This window comes from Variimorphobacter sp. HTMS_6, from assembly GCF_059717775.1.
In genome coordinates this window covers 2,675,324-2,691,883 of record NZ_AP046094.1, presented here as the reverse complement: position 1 = coordinate 2,691,883, position 16,560 = coordinate 2,675,324, and the positions used below count along the sequence as shown (strand labels likewise).

16 protein-coding genes and 1 tRNA gene are annotated in these 16,560 nt (G+C 36.5%); 12 read left to right on the top strand and 5 right to left on the bottom strand.

Annotation, left to right across the window (positions count from 1 at the left end; genetic code table 11):
* Window position 1 precedes the first annotated feature (1 nt).
* Window positions 2-781 carry a TIGR03915 family putative DNA repair protein gene (locus tag AC6IWN_RS12190; RefSeq protein ID WP_497987687.1) on the top strand — a complete coding sequence of 260 codons (780 nt, stop codon included), beginning with the start codon at window positions 2-4 and terminating at the stop codon, window positions 779-781.
* A 96-nt stretch (window positions 782-877) separates the two neighbouring features.
* Window positions 878-1,192, top strand: a complete 315-nt coding sequence (locus AC6IWN_RS12185; RefSeq protein WP_497987686.1) for a hypothetical protein — start codon at window positions 878-880, stop codon at window positions 1,190-1,192.
* 43 nt (window positions 1,193-1,235) lie between these two features.
* On the opposite strand, the gene AC6IWN_RS12180 is transcribed toward AC6IWN_RS12185, so the two are convergent.
* From AC6IWN_RS12180 to AC6IWN_RS12170, 3 genes are all read right to left on the bottom strand, one after another.
* Window positions 1,236-1,658: a Fur family transcriptional regulator gene (locus AC6IWN_RS12180; RefSeq protein WP_497987685.1), complete on the bottom strand. Its 423-nt coding sequence runs from the start codon at window positions 1,656-1,658 to the stop codon at window positions 1,236-1,238.
* A gap of 33 nt (window positions 1,659-1,691) precedes the next feature.
* The gene (locus AC6IWN_RS12175) at window positions 1,692-2,879 is read right to left on the bottom strand and encodes a GNAT family N-acetyltransferase (RefSeq protein ID WP_497987684.1); all 1,188 of its coding nucleotides are present in this window, start codon (window positions 2,877-2,879) and stop codon (window positions 1,692-1,694) included.
* A gap of 179 nt (window positions 2,880-3,058) precedes the next feature.
* On the bottom strand, window positions 3,059-3,457 hold the full coding sequence (locus AC6IWN_RS12170; RefSeq protein ID WP_497987683.1) for a putative ABC transporter permease: 399 nt from the start codon (window positions 3,455-3,457) through the stop codon (window positions 3,059-3,061).
* A gap of 179 nt (window positions 3,458-3,636) precedes the next feature.
* On the opposite strand from AC6IWN_RS12170, the gene AC6IWN_RS12165 reads away from it, so the two are divergent.
* From AC6IWN_RS12165 to nifJ, 10 genes are all read left to right on the top strand, one after another.
* Window positions 3,637-4,125: a CYTH domain-containing protein gene (locus tag AC6IWN_RS12165; protein WP_497987682.1), complete on the top strand. Its 489-nt coding sequence runs from the start codon at window positions 3,637-3,639 to the stop codon at window positions 4,123-4,125.
* A gap of 87 nt (window positions 4,126-4,212) precedes the next feature.
* The gene (locus AC6IWN_RS12160) at window positions 4,213-4,347 is read left to right on the top strand and encodes a hypothetical protein (RefSeq protein WP_497987681.1); all 135 of its coding nucleotides are present in this window, start codon (window positions 4,213-4,215) and stop codon (window positions 4,345-4,347) included.
* A gap of 14 nt (window positions 4,348-4,361) precedes the next feature.
* Window positions 4,362-4,541, top strand: a complete 180-nt coding sequence (locus AC6IWN_RS12155) for a hypothetical protein (protein WP_497987680.1) — start codon at window positions 4,362-4,364, stop codon at window positions 4,539-4,541.
* A gap of 2 nt (window positions 4,542-4,543) precedes the next feature.
* Complete coding sequence (locus AC6IWN_RS12150; RefSeq protein ID WP_497987679.1) at window positions 4,544-5,176, top strand: HDIG domain-containing metalloprotein; 633 nt, start codon at window positions 4,544-4,546, stop codon at window positions 5,174-5,176.
* A gap of 282 nt (window positions 5,177-5,458) precedes the next feature.
* Window positions 5,459-6,355, top strand: coding sequence for a sulfide/dihydroorotate dehydrogenase-like FAD/NAD-binding protein (locus AC6IWN_RS12145; RefSeq protein WP_497987678.1), 897 nt, complete (start codon window positions 5,459-5,461; stop codon window positions 6,353-6,355).
* Window positions 6,356-6,398: 43 nt separating this feature from the next.
* The gene (gene gltA / locus AC6IWN_RS12140) at window positions 6,399-7,784 is read left to right on the top strand and encodes an NADPH-dependent glutamate synthase (protein WP_497987677.1); all 1,386 of its coding nucleotides are present in this window, start codon (window positions 6,399-6,401) and stop codon (window positions 7,782-7,784) included.
* A gap of 36 nt (window positions 7,785-7,820) precedes the next feature.
* Entirely contained in the window at window positions 7,821-9,353 is a 1,533-nt protein-coding gene (locus AC6IWN_RS12135) for a putative bifunctional diguanylate cyclase/phosphodiesterase (RefSeq protein ID WP_497987676.1), read from the top strand.
* An 83-nt stretch (window positions 9,354-9,436) separates the two neighbouring features.
* Complete coding sequence (locus AC6IWN_RS12130; protein ID WP_497987675.1) at window positions 9,437-10,225, top strand: hypothetical protein; 789 nt, start codon at window positions 9,437-9,439, stop codon at window positions 10,223-10,225.
* Between the two features lie 400 nt (window positions 10,226-10,625).
* Window positions 10,626-11,588 (top strand): DUF5688 family protein, encoded by a 963-nt coding sequence (locus tag AC6IWN_RS12125; RefSeq protein WP_497987674.1) that lies wholly within the window; start codon window positions 10,626-10,628, stop codon window positions 11,586-11,588.
* A 529-nt stretch (window positions 11,589-12,117) separates the two neighbouring features.
* Window positions 12,118-15,648 carry a pyruvate:ferredoxin (flavodoxin) oxidoreductase gene (gene nifJ / locus AC6IWN_RS12120; RefSeq protein ID WP_497987673.1) on the top strand — a complete coding sequence of 1,177 codons (3,531 nt, stop codon included), beginning with the start codon at window positions 12,118-12,120 and terminating at the stop codon, window positions 15,646-15,648.
* A gap of 128 nt (window positions 15,649-15,776) precedes the next feature.
* On the opposite strand, the gene AC6IWN_RS12115 is transcribed toward nifJ, so the two are convergent.
* Window positions 15,777-16,004, bottom strand: a complete 228-nt coding sequence (locus AC6IWN_RS12115; protein WP_497987672.1) for a hypothetical protein — start codon at window positions 16,002-16,004, stop codon at window positions 15,777-15,779.
* Between the two features lie 320 nt (window positions 16,005-16,324).
* Window positions 16,325-16,397: transfer RNA gene (locus tag AC6IWN_RS12110), tRNA-Arg, on the bottom strand.
* Between the last annotated feature and the right edge of the window lie 163 nt (window positions 16,398-16,560).

The following is a 16,560-nucleotide window of genomic DNA, read 5'->3' as shown; positions in this document are numbered from 1 at the left end:
TATGACAACGAAGCATATTTACCTTTGTGATGATAGTATTGATGGAATATTTACAGCAATTTACCAGGCTTGGAGTTCAAGATACGGACATTCTAATAATAAGATTGAAGAAAAGTGCTATGGTAGCAAATATACTAATATTGAATTGTTTGCAGATTATATTCCTGTTGAAACAGATTACAATTTATCATTAAAAGTTGCTGAATCAATTAGAAAAAAAATATCAGTAGAAGCATATGAGATGGTATGTAGAGTTGCGTTATCCGATAATCCGAATAAAGCAGATTTGATTTATCGTTTTCTGATACTTGGGTTTGCCATTGGAAGTAGAATCGTGGAGCAACTTAGTAATGAAGTTGTGAATTTGATGTTTAAAATTGATAAAAATGTCAGTAATGAAGCACATCATTTTTTAGGCTTTGTCAGATTTTCAGAACAGGAGAATGGGTTGTTAACTTCAGTTATCCATCCAAAGAATCATGTTCTCACTATAATTACACCTCATTTTGCTGATCGTTTACCTAATGAGAAGTTTTTGATATTTGATGAAAATCGCAAAGTAGCAACGATGCATGTTCCGGGAAGATCTTGGATATTGGTGGAAGTTCCGGAATTGGATAAGGATGATATTAATCAGATATCTTTTAAAGAGGACGATTATCGGGATTTATGGAAGACATTCTATGATCATATAGCCATACAGGAGAGAGTAAATCCGAAATTACAGCGTAATAATCTGCCATTACGATTCCGTGCGGATATGACAGAATTCAAAAACTAATAAATACAATATTATTTTGTATCAAAATGTTTTTGAATAAATGAAATAAAGTGAGAGATACTATCTTCGTAAATATTATTTTATAGGAGGAGTATCATGAAGAGAAAATTAGCATTATTGATATGTATTTGTTTTGCTATGACAATGGCATTTGCAGGTTGTACTACGACAAGGAATAACACCGGTACTACACCGAATACAAATACAGGTAGAACAACGACAACAATAACAACTTCACCTGCTTATAACACAACAGCACCTACAATGATGCCTAACACTAATGGTAATGGCACAGGAACCGGAACCACAGGAACTGGAACCACAGGAACTGGAACCACAGGAACTAATGGCACGGGAACAAATGGAATGAGAACAAATACTACTCCAACCATAACAGGTACCGCAAGATAAAAAATAGGATGTTGCATATTAGGTTTCGTGCAACATCCTATTTTTATTTATTATTTATTGACGTTCCAGACATCTTATTCTTCGCACATGTTTGACAGATACCATTAATTTGTATATGGTGATCTCGAATAATAAAACCCTTTTCCGCCATTGAGTTTTCTAAATCTCGGATCGGGCAAGTAGGTAGGTCAAAGACCTTTTTGCAATCATCGCAAATAATAAAATGCTTGTGCTCGTGGGTGCTTGCTTTAATACGATAAAAGATTTCGTTATCATTAAGATGATACTTATCGATTAGATTTTGATCTAAAAGTTGATCTATATTTCGGTAAATGGTAGATTTTGCAATCTTGGGCAAGCTTAAGACCACCTGTGCATAAATTTCATTTATTGACATAGGTCTTGCAGCTTCTTTTAAGATGGACAATATTAAAATCTTTTGTTTTGTATTTCTTCCATTTGCCATGAATCACTTAACTCCTTTTTGAAAATCAATATCTTATATGTTGTTATTCGATGCTTCAAATCTATAGCAATCACGATACTTTGTCTTGTGTTCACCAATCCGCTTCATCCCGACACGATAGGCTAGGTTGATGGATGCTTGATTGTTCTTATCAATAAATGCAGTAATACAATCAACATTAAGTATGTGAAAACAATAATTAATTACTTCGTTTACGAATTCCGTGGCATATCCTTTTTGCTGATAAGCGGGATCAAGAAGATAGCCAAGTTCAAAAACTTTTTCCCCGTCAACCGATTTTAATTCTATTCCGCACCGCCCGATTAAAGTGTTGTCTGATATATGAAATACTCCCCATAGACCATATCCATAAAATCGATATACATTCTGAATATAAGCTTTATGTTTTTCGATTTCTAAATCCAGAGAAGAACAGCTATAATCTATATATTTTTGGATTTCCGGTTGTTGATACATTCGAATCATATTCGGGATATCATCCAGAGTGAGCTCACGAATTATCGTTCTTTTGGTGGATAATAATATCCCTGAGCCATTGCATTGTTGATAAAATTGATGAAGAAAAGAGTAATCGATTTCATCAAAGCCCTCCACTAGTATATCAGCCATTCTTAAATCCTGTTTCCCTGAGTTGGGATTATAATAACCGATGCAGGTCATATTCGCTGCTTTTGCTGCAGTTACGCCGTGAAAAGAATCCTCAATTACGATGCATTCACTCGTATCCACGTCTAGACGTTTAGCGGCTTCAAGAAATATATCGGGAGCGGGTTTTGGATTTGGAACAGTACTTCCGGATACGTATCCCTTAAAATAATGCTTAATCTTAAGAGAATCCATAACATTCTCAATCTCCTCGCCGGATGAGGAGGATGCGATGATAAGCTTTATACCGTTATCATATAGATTTTTGATTAAATCAGTGACATATGATACAGCGGTGTGCCCTTCTTTGTCTAATAATATTTTCTTCATGTCGTTATTAGCCTGTATTAGTTCTTCAACAGAACAGTTTTTAATATTGAAATCCTGAATCATTTTGGAGCAGATTGTATGCATTGTACTCCCAATCAGGGTTTCTAGATATTCCTTTGTTACATCGATATTCAGTTTGTTTAATACCAATACGGCGGCTCTAGCATGCATCGGTTCACTGTCTATTATTACGCCATCCATATCGAAAATTACGGCTTTTAGCAATTTATATCCTCCGGTTATCGATAGTTAAGTATTACTCCAAGATTTTCATATATAGTATACATCTTTTTATTTTGGCTTTCAAGTTGGTAAAAATTTATTGCTAGGGGGGAGGGAATCATGTATCATAAAGACAGAATTGGCGTAATTGCAAAAATAGCGGATGCAATAGTTGCAAACCGCTATTTCTTCTTCAATATTTTTTCAAAAATAAGTCCGGCAGCAAACCACGCCGGAGCATAATCAAATCTGACTACGCCTTTGTAATTAAGTTTTGCCTTACTATAATCCCAAGGACATGCACCATATTTTTTTAATAATATACCACTGATGTATTCTGCGGCATAGATAAATACAGCGTAGACACCTCCTCGTATTAGTGCGTTCTTGTGTTGTAGCTTTTGGCAAAGTGGAGTCAGACATGCAGCCATTCCATAGATCGGAAACATCCATATAGAAGTTTTGCAGGAAAGCTTACGATCTGTATGTTTTTTTAAAGAAGACAGGCCGGTCCAGAAGCATTCCATGCACCATCCGCAGAGACCACAGATGATAAAGTTTTTTATAAAATATTTATTCATGGCAATAGTATAAGCAGAAAATTTTTTCCTATACCAAAAACATGAACAGGGGTTCCAAAGTCCCAAAGTTATTTATCTTAAATTTTACATCAAAATATGTGTAATTTGATAATAATAAGGTAAAGGATTTATTATATTTCATTCAAATAAAACGTATATAAGAAAGGAACAATGAGATTATGGAAATTGAACGCAAATATGCAATAAATCATTTACCGAATGATTTATCCAGGTATAACTTTAAGAAGATTGAGCAAGGATATCTTTGTAACAAACCGACAATACGTATACGAAAAAGCAATGAAGATTATATATTAACTTATAAATCGAAAATGAAACGAAAAGAAGAAGATAGTGCAATAGTGAATGAAGAAGTGGAACTTCCGCTAACGAAGGAAGCTTATGAACATCTGCTTACTAAAATTGATACGAACTTGGTTAAAAAGACTCGTTATTTAATTCCTCTAGATAACAATCTGACTGCAGAGCTTGATGTCTTTGAAGATCAGCTGCTGGGACTTGTGTTTGTAGAAGTGGAATTTCAGCATGAGAAAGCATCATATGAATTTGTACCACCAGAGTGGTTTGGTAAGGATTTATCCGGAGATAGAAGATTTTCCAATTATTATTTATCGCAGCTAACAGGAATCGATGAGTTGGTGATATAAATGGATATGTAAAGTCAGACTGTACATACTAAAGTTATGTAAGTCGCTAATTCACGTTTTTTAAGCGCTATAATTTAGGAGGTAATTATGCCAAAAGACAGTCAGGTTGATAACAAGCGAGCCAGAATGGAGAAGGCCAATAATCAGACACCGTTAACCCGAGAGAATCAAAACAATACGAAGAATGCGAAGAAACAATCATCAAAGCATAATGATGTATAGTCAGGAGGTACAGTATGGCAAAAGCAGGAATGAAAAGACCGGATCCTTCCGAGCCACACGGAACGGAGAGTAACAAGAGATTGCATATACAAAAGAATGATGCGCCACCGGTGCCGGAGATTCAGGGCAAGGCAAAAAGCGGACATGAAAGAGCAAATCATTATGAAAAACCGAATCATGAACCGAAGGGCTGATCATGATAGATAAGAATAGGAAAGAACAATTTGATGATATTATGAAGCATCTGATGGAAGATATTAAACCGTCGCAGTATATAACTATGATTTCTAAGGAGAAGGATTATTCGTGTTTCCCCTATACAATGCTATGGAAGCTTAAGGACATTGAGCAATCGAAAACCCATCATCCTGAGGGGAGCGTATGGAATCATACAATGCTTGTTCTTGATGAAGCAGCAAAGGTAAGGGAGCAAAGTAAAGATAGAATGTGTTTTATGTGGGCGGCATTGTTGCATGATATTGGAAAATCTACTACGACCAGGGTAAGAAACGGTAAAATAACCTCATACGATCATGATAAAGAAGGAGAGAAACTGGCAAAACAGTTTTTGAATGTAATGACGGAAGACGAAGAGTTTATTAATAGAACCTCCTCTCTTGTAAGGTATCATATGCACATGCTCTATGTGCTAAAGGCACTACCATTTTCAGATTTAAAGAATTTGATAAAATGTGTGGATATTCATGAAATAGCATTATTATGCAAATGTGATCGTTTAGGAAGAACCGGTGCGGTACTACAAACGGAAGAAGAAAATTATCAGGAATTTTTATCCAGACTGGAACGCAAAAAAAGCAAGATTACATGACAAATATGGACTTTATTCAACAAAGACTAATATTACGCAATCTGCCCTTAGGAAAGCTTTTTATTTATGAAATATTACTAAGATTTTTGAATAAAGTCCATAATATGGAATGTATATTTACTTAATTTACAAAGTGCGTATAAAAATTATATTAATTATGACGAAAACGATTTCGTTAATAGTCAATTTGAAAAATTCACTGGATTTTTTATAATGCGTAACGTATAATGAAAATTATAACTTGTATATATATAACCTGAGAAAGAAAGAGGTTTTACCGATATGACGGGAACGAATGGTTATACGATTACAAAAAAGGAAAGCCTTTCCAATTCAATATATTTGATGGATGTGAAGGCTCCTCGCGTATCAAAGAATTGTTACCCGGGACAATTTGTAATTGTAAAGATGGATGAAAGAGGAGAACGAATTCCTTTAACAATATGCGATTATGATAGAGAAGCCGAGACAGTGACCATTGTTTTTCAAGCGATCGGCACATCAACTACTATGATGGCGCAATATGAAGTAGGCGATGAATTTCAAGATTTTACAGGACCATTAGGTCATAAATCAGAACTGATAGATATGGATTCGACTGAATTATCAAAATTAAATATTTTATTTATTGCCGGCGGTGTTGGAGCAGCACCTGTTTATCCTCAAGTTAAATGGATGAAGGAGAACGGCCACGATGTTGACGTTATTATTGGTGCAAGAAATAAAGAATTAGTTATTCTGGAAGATAGAATGAAGAAAATTACAAAGGATTTATACATAACTACCGATGATGGTTCTTATGGCTTTCATGGTAATGTAAATGACTGTATCAAGGATTTGATTCACAATCAAGGAAAGCATTATGATTTAGTGGTTGCAATCGGTCCAATGATAATGATGAAGTTTGTATCCCTTCTTACGAAGGAGTTAGGAATAAAGACTATTGTCAGCATGAATCCTGTTATGGTAGACGGAACAGGCATGTGTGGGGCTTGTAGATTATCCGTCGGCGATAAAGTTAAATTTGCTTGCGTGGATGGACCGGAGTTTGATGGTCATCTGGTGAATTTTGACGAAGCGATGAAACGTGTACAGATGTATAAGACAGAAGAGGGAAAAAAGGTACTTCGCGATAAGGAAGGGGTAACCAGCCACCATCCGGACTGTGAATGTCATTAAGCTATAGTTAGCTTAATCCCTTGTCATGGAGGATAGAGATAGAATGGACGTATTAAAGAAGGTTCCGGTCAGAGAACAGGATCCCAAGGTCAGAGCGACTAATTTTGAAGAAGTATGTTATGGTTATGATTTAGATGAGGCGAAGGAAGAAGCTTCTCGTTGTATACAATGTAAAAATCCGAAGTGTGTAGCCGGTTGCCCGGTAAGCATAGATATTCCCGGATTCATAAAAGAGGTTGTAAACAGTGATGTAGAAGAAGCCTTTCAAGTCATTAGCAAATATTCAGCCCTTCCGGCTGTATGCGGAAGAGTGTGTCCTCAGGAATCACAATGTGAGCAAAGATGTATACGCGGCATCAAAGGTGATCCGGTCTCTATCGGAAAGCTGGAACGCTTCGTGGCCGATTGGGCAAGGGAGCATCAGATTGTACCGGAAAAACCGAATAATCTGAACGGTAAAAAGGTTGCAGTAATCGGTGCCGGACCGGCAGGACTTACCTGTGCCGGAGACCTCGCGAAGATGGGATATGATGTAACAATATTTGAGGCCTTACATGAACCGGGCGGGGTATTAGTTTACGGCATTCCTGAATTTAGACTTCCAAAAGAAGCAGTAGTTAAGGCAGAAATCGAGAATGTAAAATCACTTGGTGTTAAGATAGAAACCAATGTAGTAATTGGAAAATCACTAACGATAGATGAATTGATAGATGAAGAGGGCTTTGAAGCTGTCTTTATTGGCTCAGGTGCAGGTTTACCCAAATTCATGGGAATTCCCGGAGAGAATGCGAATGGTGTGTTTTCAGCAAATGAATACCTCACTCGTAACAACCTTATGAAAGCATTTGATAGTAATTATGATACACCAATTATTGCAGGTAAGAAGGTTGCTGTAGTGGGTGGTGGTAATGTAGCAATGGATGCAGCAAGAACAGCGTTAAGACTTGGTGCTGAAGTATATATCGTATATCGACGTGGAGAAGAAGAACTGCCTGCAAGAGTGGAGGAGGTTCATCACGCGAAGGAAGAGGGTATCATCTTTAAGCTATTAACCAATCCGAAAGAAATCCTGGTAAATGAACATGGATGGGTTTCAGGAATGCGATGTGTTGAGATGGAACTTGGTGAACCGGATGCCTCCGGAAGAAGAGCGCCGATTGAGAAGAAAGATTCTGAATTTGTATTAGAATTGGATACGGTAATCATGTCACTTGGTACCAGTCCGAATCCTCTGATTTCATCTACTACCCATGGTTTGGATGTAAATAGATATAAATGTATTATCGCTGATGAAGAGACCGGAGTTACATCAAGAGAAGGTGTATTTGCCGGAGGAGACGCAGTAACTGGAGCAGCAACTGTTATTCTTGCGATGGGAGCCGGTAAAGCAGCTGCGGTTGGAATCGACAATTACTTAAAAACAAAATAACGAAAGAAATACGTTGGGAGACGTGTTGGAGGACTTATGGGATATTTTAAGATTGACAAGCTAATAGGTATTGGAAGTATAGCAGCGATAATCCTTCTGTTTTTACTGCTTGTGATTTATATTGCCCGTTTTAGACAAATGAAATATCTAAAAAGACTTACTCAAGAGGAGAATTTGATGCTTAAAGCAAGCTATCAAGATCTTGAGGAAACATATAATGAATCGATTACCTCCTTCAGCGAACTCTCGGCCAAGTTTGAAGAACTGAATAAGAATAAAGAGAATATGAAAAAGTTAGCCTATACCGATTATTTGACCGAATTGCCCAATAGGGCGGCATTTACAGAGATGTTAGATAATATCATGCTAACTCTTCGTAGTGAAGAAATTGTCGGTATTATGGATATTGATTTGGATAATTTCAAGAATATCAATGATACGCTGGGACATTCTTATGGAGATGAACTTTTAATTGATGTAACATATCGATTAAAACAGGCGATGGATGAAAATGATTACCTTGCCAGAATCGGTGGGGATGAGTTTGTCATACTTTCACAGAACTTACAGGATACCGTTTCATATGAAGAGAAGATAAAGAAGATTAAAAATGTATTCAGTTACCCTTTCGTATTGTCTACAAAAGAATATTTTGTGACGGTAAGTATCGGCGTAGCATTTGCACCACTTGATGGTAAGACTTCTCAAACCTTAATAAAGAATGTAGATTCTGCAATGTATGTTGCAAAAGCGAACGGTAAGAGTACTCATGTTTATTTTGAATATTCTTTTAATCAGAAGCTAACCGAGAAGATAGAGATGCAGTCGGAGCTTAGAAAAGCGTTAGAACGCGATGAATTTGTACTCTTTTATCAAGCTCAAATGGATCTGGATTCAAAGAAGGTGGTTGGTTTTGAAGCCTTAATTCGTTGGGAACACCCGACGAAGGGATTGATCTATCCAGATGAATTTATCTATATAGCTGAGGAGACCGGCTTGATTGTGCCTATTGGCAAATGGGTTTTATACACGGCATGCCGACAGCTTAAGAGTTGGTCGGACGAATATCCGGAGCTTACGATGGCTGTTAATCTCTCGGCCAGACAGTTCAGGGACAAGGATTTGGTGAAATTAATCTATGATGTTATTGACGAAACTGGAATTAATCCGAATAAATTAGAGCTGGAAATTACAGAATCAATCGCACTGGACGATTTAGAATATACCATAGCAACGATTCAAGAGCTGAAGAAAGTCGGAGTCAATTTCTCACTAGATGATTTCGGAACCGGATATTCCTCCATGAATTATCTGAAGAGACTGCCGGTAAGCAATTTAAAGATTGACCGAAGCTTTTTAAATACTGTAATGGAAGATAAGAGTGATCAAAAAATCATTCAAGCGATTATTACACTTGCAAGAAATCTTGACCTGTTTGTCGTTGCAGAGGGTGTCGAGAGCTTTGAACAGGAGATTTTTCTTAGAGAAGCAAATTGTAATAAAGCTCAGGGATATTTATATAGTAAGCCAGTACCGAAAGAGAAAGCATTTATGTTTTTAAAGAAGTAAATTACAAACTATATCTTTACAGCGAAGGATTTACTTAACAGTATTTATGGATTGAATACATATTCGGTAAAGGAGACATTTGTGTGGAGGGTAGAAGTAGAAAAACTATATTATACGTGTTTATCTCCCTTCAGGCAGTATTATATATCTCTTTTCTGATTTTAGATATGTTAGGAATTGGCCTGGAATTTTCAAAGTTCATAAAATTCACAATTATAATTTTATGCTTTTGTTATGCGCTTCTATTTGCTAAGGGCGCTGACAAAGGCATTCTTTTTTGTATGAAATCAGCATTGCTATTTACAATCGTTTCGGATTACTTTTTGCTAATAAAGGATATTTATTTATATGGAGTAATTACATTTATAATCGTGCAACAGCTCTATGGAGTACGGTTAATTTTGGTTAAAATGGGTGCTATGGAGTATTCTGTTACGAATAAGGAAAAGATAGATTTAAAAGATAAGGGGGAAAAATCAGAAGTATTTCTTAAAATGTATCTTATTCGGTTGGGTTCTCAGACATTGATCGCAGCACTTGTGATCGCAGTGTTTGGTATAGCCAGGGTTACTCCGGATCCATTATTATGTGTGAGCGTATTTTACTTTATTTCCATTCTTAATAATACGATTTCTGCAAATTTATTTGTCAAAAATCCCGCTAAAGCAAAGGGTGATATTCTATTCGCTATAGGAATGGTCTTTTTCCTTTTGTGTGATATTAATGTAGGAATTTTTAATTTGTCCTCCTTTATCATTCTTCCGGATTCTATTTATCATGTTCTTTATACTGCATCTTCTGTATTAATGTGGACTTTCTACGCACCGGCACAGGTGTTGATTTCTCTTAGTAGCGCAAGGATGAGCAGGTAGATACTGCGATTTCAGAGTGTATTGTCATAATAGACAAAAAAATCAAAAATCTTCATATAAAAATAAAACACTGATTGCTTGCGAGTAAAATGTATTTTTGTTACAATATTCTTATCTAAAAACAGAATTATCTCATATATTTATCTTTATGGTCAGTCAATCTTAAAAGTTCAAATGAATCACCACAAAACTAATTTTTAAAACAAGAGAAAATTTATAGACAATATTAAACAACAAGAGGAGCTTAAGGATACCCTTTTTTTAAGCTGAATTGATTGTAGGTATCTAAACAATTTTTATGAATGAAATGTACAAACAGTGTGGAGTGTTACTTGTTTATTCTGATGCTGTTTTTCATTTATATAGAGTTTATTACAATATAATAAGGAGGATTGATGTCATGCAGTCTATGGTGAAGGAAAAAACCATTGGGTATTATTCGTTTGTCGAGGATATAACGGAGATGGTTAAAGAACTAATGGGAGAGGAGTTTGATATTAAGATTTACAAGGTGACAAAAAACAACTCATTGGAGTTGGAAAGTCTAGTGATTTTGAAGAAGGGTGAAAATTATTCGCCGAATATATATCTGCTTCCGTATTATGAAGCCTATATGCAGGGAGTCAGTGTTTTTGAATTATCAGAACGGATTGTAAAAGTGTATAAGAATTATACGGTTCCGATTGTGAATGAGAAGTTCTCGTACACTTATAATGATGTAAAGGCGTTCGTTACATATCGGTTGGTTAGCTTCCATAAGAATAAGAAGCTTCTGGCGAATATTCCATTCATTAAATACTTGGATCTGGCGATTACCTTTCATTGTCTGGTGCGTGATGATAGTGATGGAATCGGTACGATACGAATCACAAATGAACATACACAAATGTGGGGGGTCACACAGGAGGAATTAATGGAACTTGCAGTGCGTAATACGAAGAATTTATTCCCATACACAATTAAGAGCATGGAGGAGGTGATTTGGAGTATGCTAAAGCAGGAGAAAAACCAAGAAACAGAGGATATACAAAAAAACATGTTTGATTCGTGCTTCGATTATGGAGCGAGTGATAATCCCCATAAGATGTATATTCTAAGCAATTATAAAGGCATTAACGGTGCCACATGTTTGTTATATGACGGCGTTCTTAAGGAATTCTCGGAAGAAATTCATTCTGATTTTTATATTCTACCCAGCAGTATTCATGAGGTTATTCTAGTTCCATATCATAAAACAATATCCATAAAAGCATTAAAAGAGATGGTTGTTGATATAAACCAAACACAGGTCGCCAGAGAGGAAGTGCTATCTGATAGAATTTACTTCTATTCCAGGGATGTGGATATGATCTCAATGTGTTAAAAACATTTCATTATTCGTATATATTAATTAATCATTTCCTTAGTATTGGAATTTCCAATAAACCTGTAAATTAAGATGTTATAATATTTTATTAAGTAACAAGCGGCATTAGGATCGATATTCATCAAAACGGTTATGATATGGTGCATTATTTATCGTTCTTTCATTAAAAATTTTGATAATTCAAGAAAGAATTTCGGAAAATATTTACAAAATATATGAAAAATTATGGTACATGCAGAATAACTAACATTTTTTTATTAGTTTTTGTAATGTTATACATTTTTTATGTTTCATATTTTTTGACAATGTGTTATAATTATGAATTGATGAATTAAACTTTGATAAACAAGTGTAATTAGCGTTTGTTTAATGTTTATTCAAAAGAGTGGTATAAGTACCCCACGAACAAAATGAATACATACATATGGATTTCTAATTGTTTTATTTTTAACAAACTGTGTTCATTTTGTTCGTGTGATACTTTATCACTTAAAAAACAGGTTAATAATTTAAGGAGGACAATTCAATGGCAAGGAAAATGAAAACAATGGATGGTAATAATGCAGCGGCTCATGTCTCCTATGCATTTACCGATGTTGCAGCAATCTATCCGATTACTCCAAGTTCCGTAATGGCTGAAGTTACTGACAAATGGTCAACTGAAGGCAAAAAGAACATTTTTGGACAAGAAGTTAGGGTAGTTGAGATGCAGTCTGAAGCAGGAGCAGCTGGTACTGTTCATGGTTCTTTAGCAGCAGGTGCGTTAACAACAACTTTTACAGCATCCCAAGGTTTATTACTTATGATTCCGAATATGTACAAAATCGCAGGTGAGCTTCTTCCGGGTGTTATCAATGTATCCGCTCGTGCTCTAGCTAGCCACGCTTTATCAATCTTCGGTGATCACTCTGATATCTATGCATGCCGTCAAACCGGTTTTGCATTACTTGCAAGCACTAACCCTCAGGAAGTTATGGACTTAGGCGCAGTAGCTCATTTATCAGCTATTAAAGGCAAAGTTCCTTTCTTACATTTCTTTGATGGTTTCAGAACTTCCCACGAAATCCAGAAAATTGAAACTTGGGATTACGAGGATCTTAAGGATATGGCAGACTTTGATGCAATCGACGCATACCGTCATAATGCATTAAATCCTGAGCATCCAGTACTTAGAGGTTCCGCTCAGAACCCTGATGTATTCTTCCAGGCAAGAGAAGCATGTAATAAATACTATGAAGCATTACCAGCTATCGTAGAAGAATACATGGATAAAGTAAATGCTAAGATCGGTACAGATTACAAACTCTTCAACTACTATGGTGCAGCTAACGCTGATCACGTAATCGTAGCTATGGGTTCTGTAAATGATACAATCGAAGAGACAATTGATTACTTAAATGCTAATGGTGGTAATGTAGGTCTCATCAAAGTTCGTTTATATCGTCCTTTCAGCACAAAGCACTTAATTGATACAATCCCTGCATCCGTTAAGAAAATCAGTGTATTAGACAGAACAAAAGAGCCAGGTTCCATCGGTGAGCCTTTATACTTAGATATCGTTACTGCTCTTAAGGATTCTAAATTCAAAGATGTTCCTGTATTTAACGGACGTTACGGTTTAGGTTCTAAGAACACAACACCTGCTCAGATCATTGCTGTTTACAACAATACTGAGAAGAAGACATTCACAATCGGTATTAAGGATGATGTAACTAACTTATCTCTTGAAGTTGGTGTGAATCCTAACACTACACCAGAAGGCACAATTAGCTGTAAGTTCTGGGGTCTTGGTGCTGACGGTACTGTTGGTGCAAACAAGAACTCCATCAAGATCATTGGTGATCATACAAACATGTATGCTCAGGCTTACTTTGATTATGACTCCAAAAAATCCGGTGGTGTTACCATGTCTCACTTAAGATTTGGTAAGAAACCGATTAAATCTACATACTTAATTACAGAAGCTAACTTTGTAGCTTGTCACAATCCTTCCTATGTAAGAAAATACAACATGGTTCAGGAATTAAAAGATGGTGGTACATTCTTACTTAACTGTGGTTGGACTATGGAAGAGATCGAGCATCACTTACCTGGACAGGTTAAGCGTTACATCGCTGAACATAACATCAAATTCTACACAATCGACGGTATCAGCATCGGTAAAGAAATCGGCTTAGGCGGACGTATCAATACAATCCTTCAGGCAGCATTCTTCAAACTTGCTAATATTATCCCTGTAGATGAAGCTGTTAAATATATGAAAGATGCAGCAACTTACTCCTATGGTAAGAAGGGTGAAGCTGTTGTTAAGATGAACCATGACGCTATTGATCGTGGTTTAACAGGTATCAATGAAATCGTTGTTCCTGAGAGCTGGAAGAACGCAGAAGATGAAGAAATCTTATTAAAAGTATCCAATGGTAGAAAAGAAGTTGTTGACTTTGTTAACAATATCTTAACTCCTATCAATGCTCAGCAGGGTAATAACCTTCCTGTATCCGCATTTATGGATAGCGTTGATGGTACTCTTCCTCAGGGTTCTGCAGCATATGAAAAACGTGGTATCGCAGTTGACGTTCCTACATGGGTTCCGGAAAACTGTATCCAGTGTAACTTCTGTTCTTATGTTTGTCCTCACGCTGTAATTCGTCCTGTTGCTATGACAGCTGATGAAGCTGCTAATGCACCTGAAGGTATGAAGAAAACTGCTATGACAGGTCTTCCTGGATTTGAATTTGCTATGACTGTATCCGTACTTGACTGTACAGGTTGTGGTTCTTGTGCAAATGTATGTCCTGGTAAGAAGGGCAACAAAGCTCTTGTTATGCAGTCTCTTGATTCTCAGTTACATGAGGAGAAGAATTTCGAATACGGCTTTAGCTTAAATGAGAAACCGGAAGTTGCTGAGAAGTTTAAAGATACAACAGTTAAGGGTAGCCAGTTCAAACAGCCATTACTTGAGTACTCAGGTGCATGTGCTGGTTGTGGTGAAACACCTTATGCTAAATTAATGACACAGTTATTCGGTGACAGAATGTACATCGCTAACGCTACAGGTTGTTCTTCAATCTGGGGTGGTTCCATGCCTTCTACACCTTACACAGTAAACAAAAAGGGACAGGGTCCTGCATGGGCTAACTCCTTATTCGAGGATAACGCTGAGTTTGGTTTAGGTATGTCTCTTGCACAGCAGGCATTAAGAAACAGCTTAAAAGATAAAGTAGTTGCATTAGCTGAGTCTACTGATAAAGAAGATATCAAAGCAGCAGCTGCAAAATACGTTGAGACTTATGATAACGGCCGTGATAACGCTATTGCTACCGCTACATTAATCGATGCTTTAGCAGCTTGTGACTGTGATGCAGCAAAAGTTATCTTAAAAGATAAGAACTTCTTATCCAAGAAATCTCAATGGATCCTTGGTGGTGACGGTTGGGCTTACGATATCGGCTTCGGCGGTTTAGATCATGTAATCGCTAGCGGTCAGGATGTTAACATCTTAGTATTCGATACTGAGATCTACTCCAATACAGGCGGTCAGTCTTCTAAATCTACACCTACCGGTGCAATCGCTCAGTTCGCAGCAGCTGGTAAAGAAGTGAAGAAGAAAGACTTAGCAGCTATCGCTATGAGCTATGGTTATGTATATGTTGCTCAGATTTCTATGGGTGCTGATTACAACCAGACAATGAAGGCATTTGTTGAGGCTGAAAGCTACAACGGACCTTCTATCATCATTGCATATGCTCCTTGTATCAGCCATGGTATCAAGGGTGGTATGGGTACATCCCAGACTGAGGCTAAGAACGCAGTTCTTTCCGGTTACTGGAATAACTTCCGCTTTGATCCTCGTCTTAAAGAAGAAGGAAAGAATGCATTCCAGTTAGATAGCAAGGCTCCTACAGGAAACTATCAGGAATTCATCAAGAATGAAGTTCGTTACAACTTATTAAGCCGTCAGAATCCTGAAAGAGCAGCAGAATTATTCGCTAATGCGGAGAAGAATGCTCTGGAGAAATATGCTCGTTTAGTTGAACTTGCAAAAGATGCTGAATAATTAATAGGTCATAAAATATAAAAAAGGTGGGATATTCGTATCCCGCCTTTTTTATGGCTAAAATTGATTTGAATTCTCGCGTATAGAGCACTCCTATGTAAATGCCAAAATCGTTAAGTTTGATATAGTTATCTTAATGGAAAAGGATTTACGGTGATGATTTCAGGAGCCGTTATTACTTCGGGAATTTGAGGTAAATTTGTGCCTAGTTGAGCGTCATTAATTGCGATCAAGCCAAGTGTGCTGGCTACTTGATTTAACAGAGCGGCGGTCATTGCTATCTCATCTTTTGTGGCATTTTTTGCTATTGTGCATGCTATAAAAGTTGATAACGATACAAGTTCGCAAGAATCCATAGATACCTCCACTAATATGTTTTGAACAATCATATAGTTGGTTGATTATTTACGGTAAAGCGCTTCATACTGAATGAAATGTAAGCATGAAACACGTACAAACGTAATGATATAAAACCCATAACTAATATCTTATTCATATATATATGATAATAGACTTGTTTGGTTTACAGGTTGAGTAGATAAAAAGAAGCTGTTGCGAAATAATAATTATTAGGAATGAACGTTGTCTTACAACCTGTGTGTCAGGTAGTATAACATTGTTCCTAAATAGAATTATTGTTTTGCAATAGCTTCATATGTTATAACGATTTTCGTAGTGCACCTAACTGGATTCGAACCAGCGGCCTTTCGCTCCGGAGGCGAACGCTCTATCCACTGAGCTACAGGTGCAAAAAATACTAAAATTTGTGTCTTCATTTATGGACTATGTTATTATATAATATCTATATTATAAAGTAAAGTGACATTTGATGAATTGTAATTATTACAAAAGTGTTAAATAATGTTACAGAATAATGAAATAAAGTGGTTGATTTTTTTTTACATATCTGTT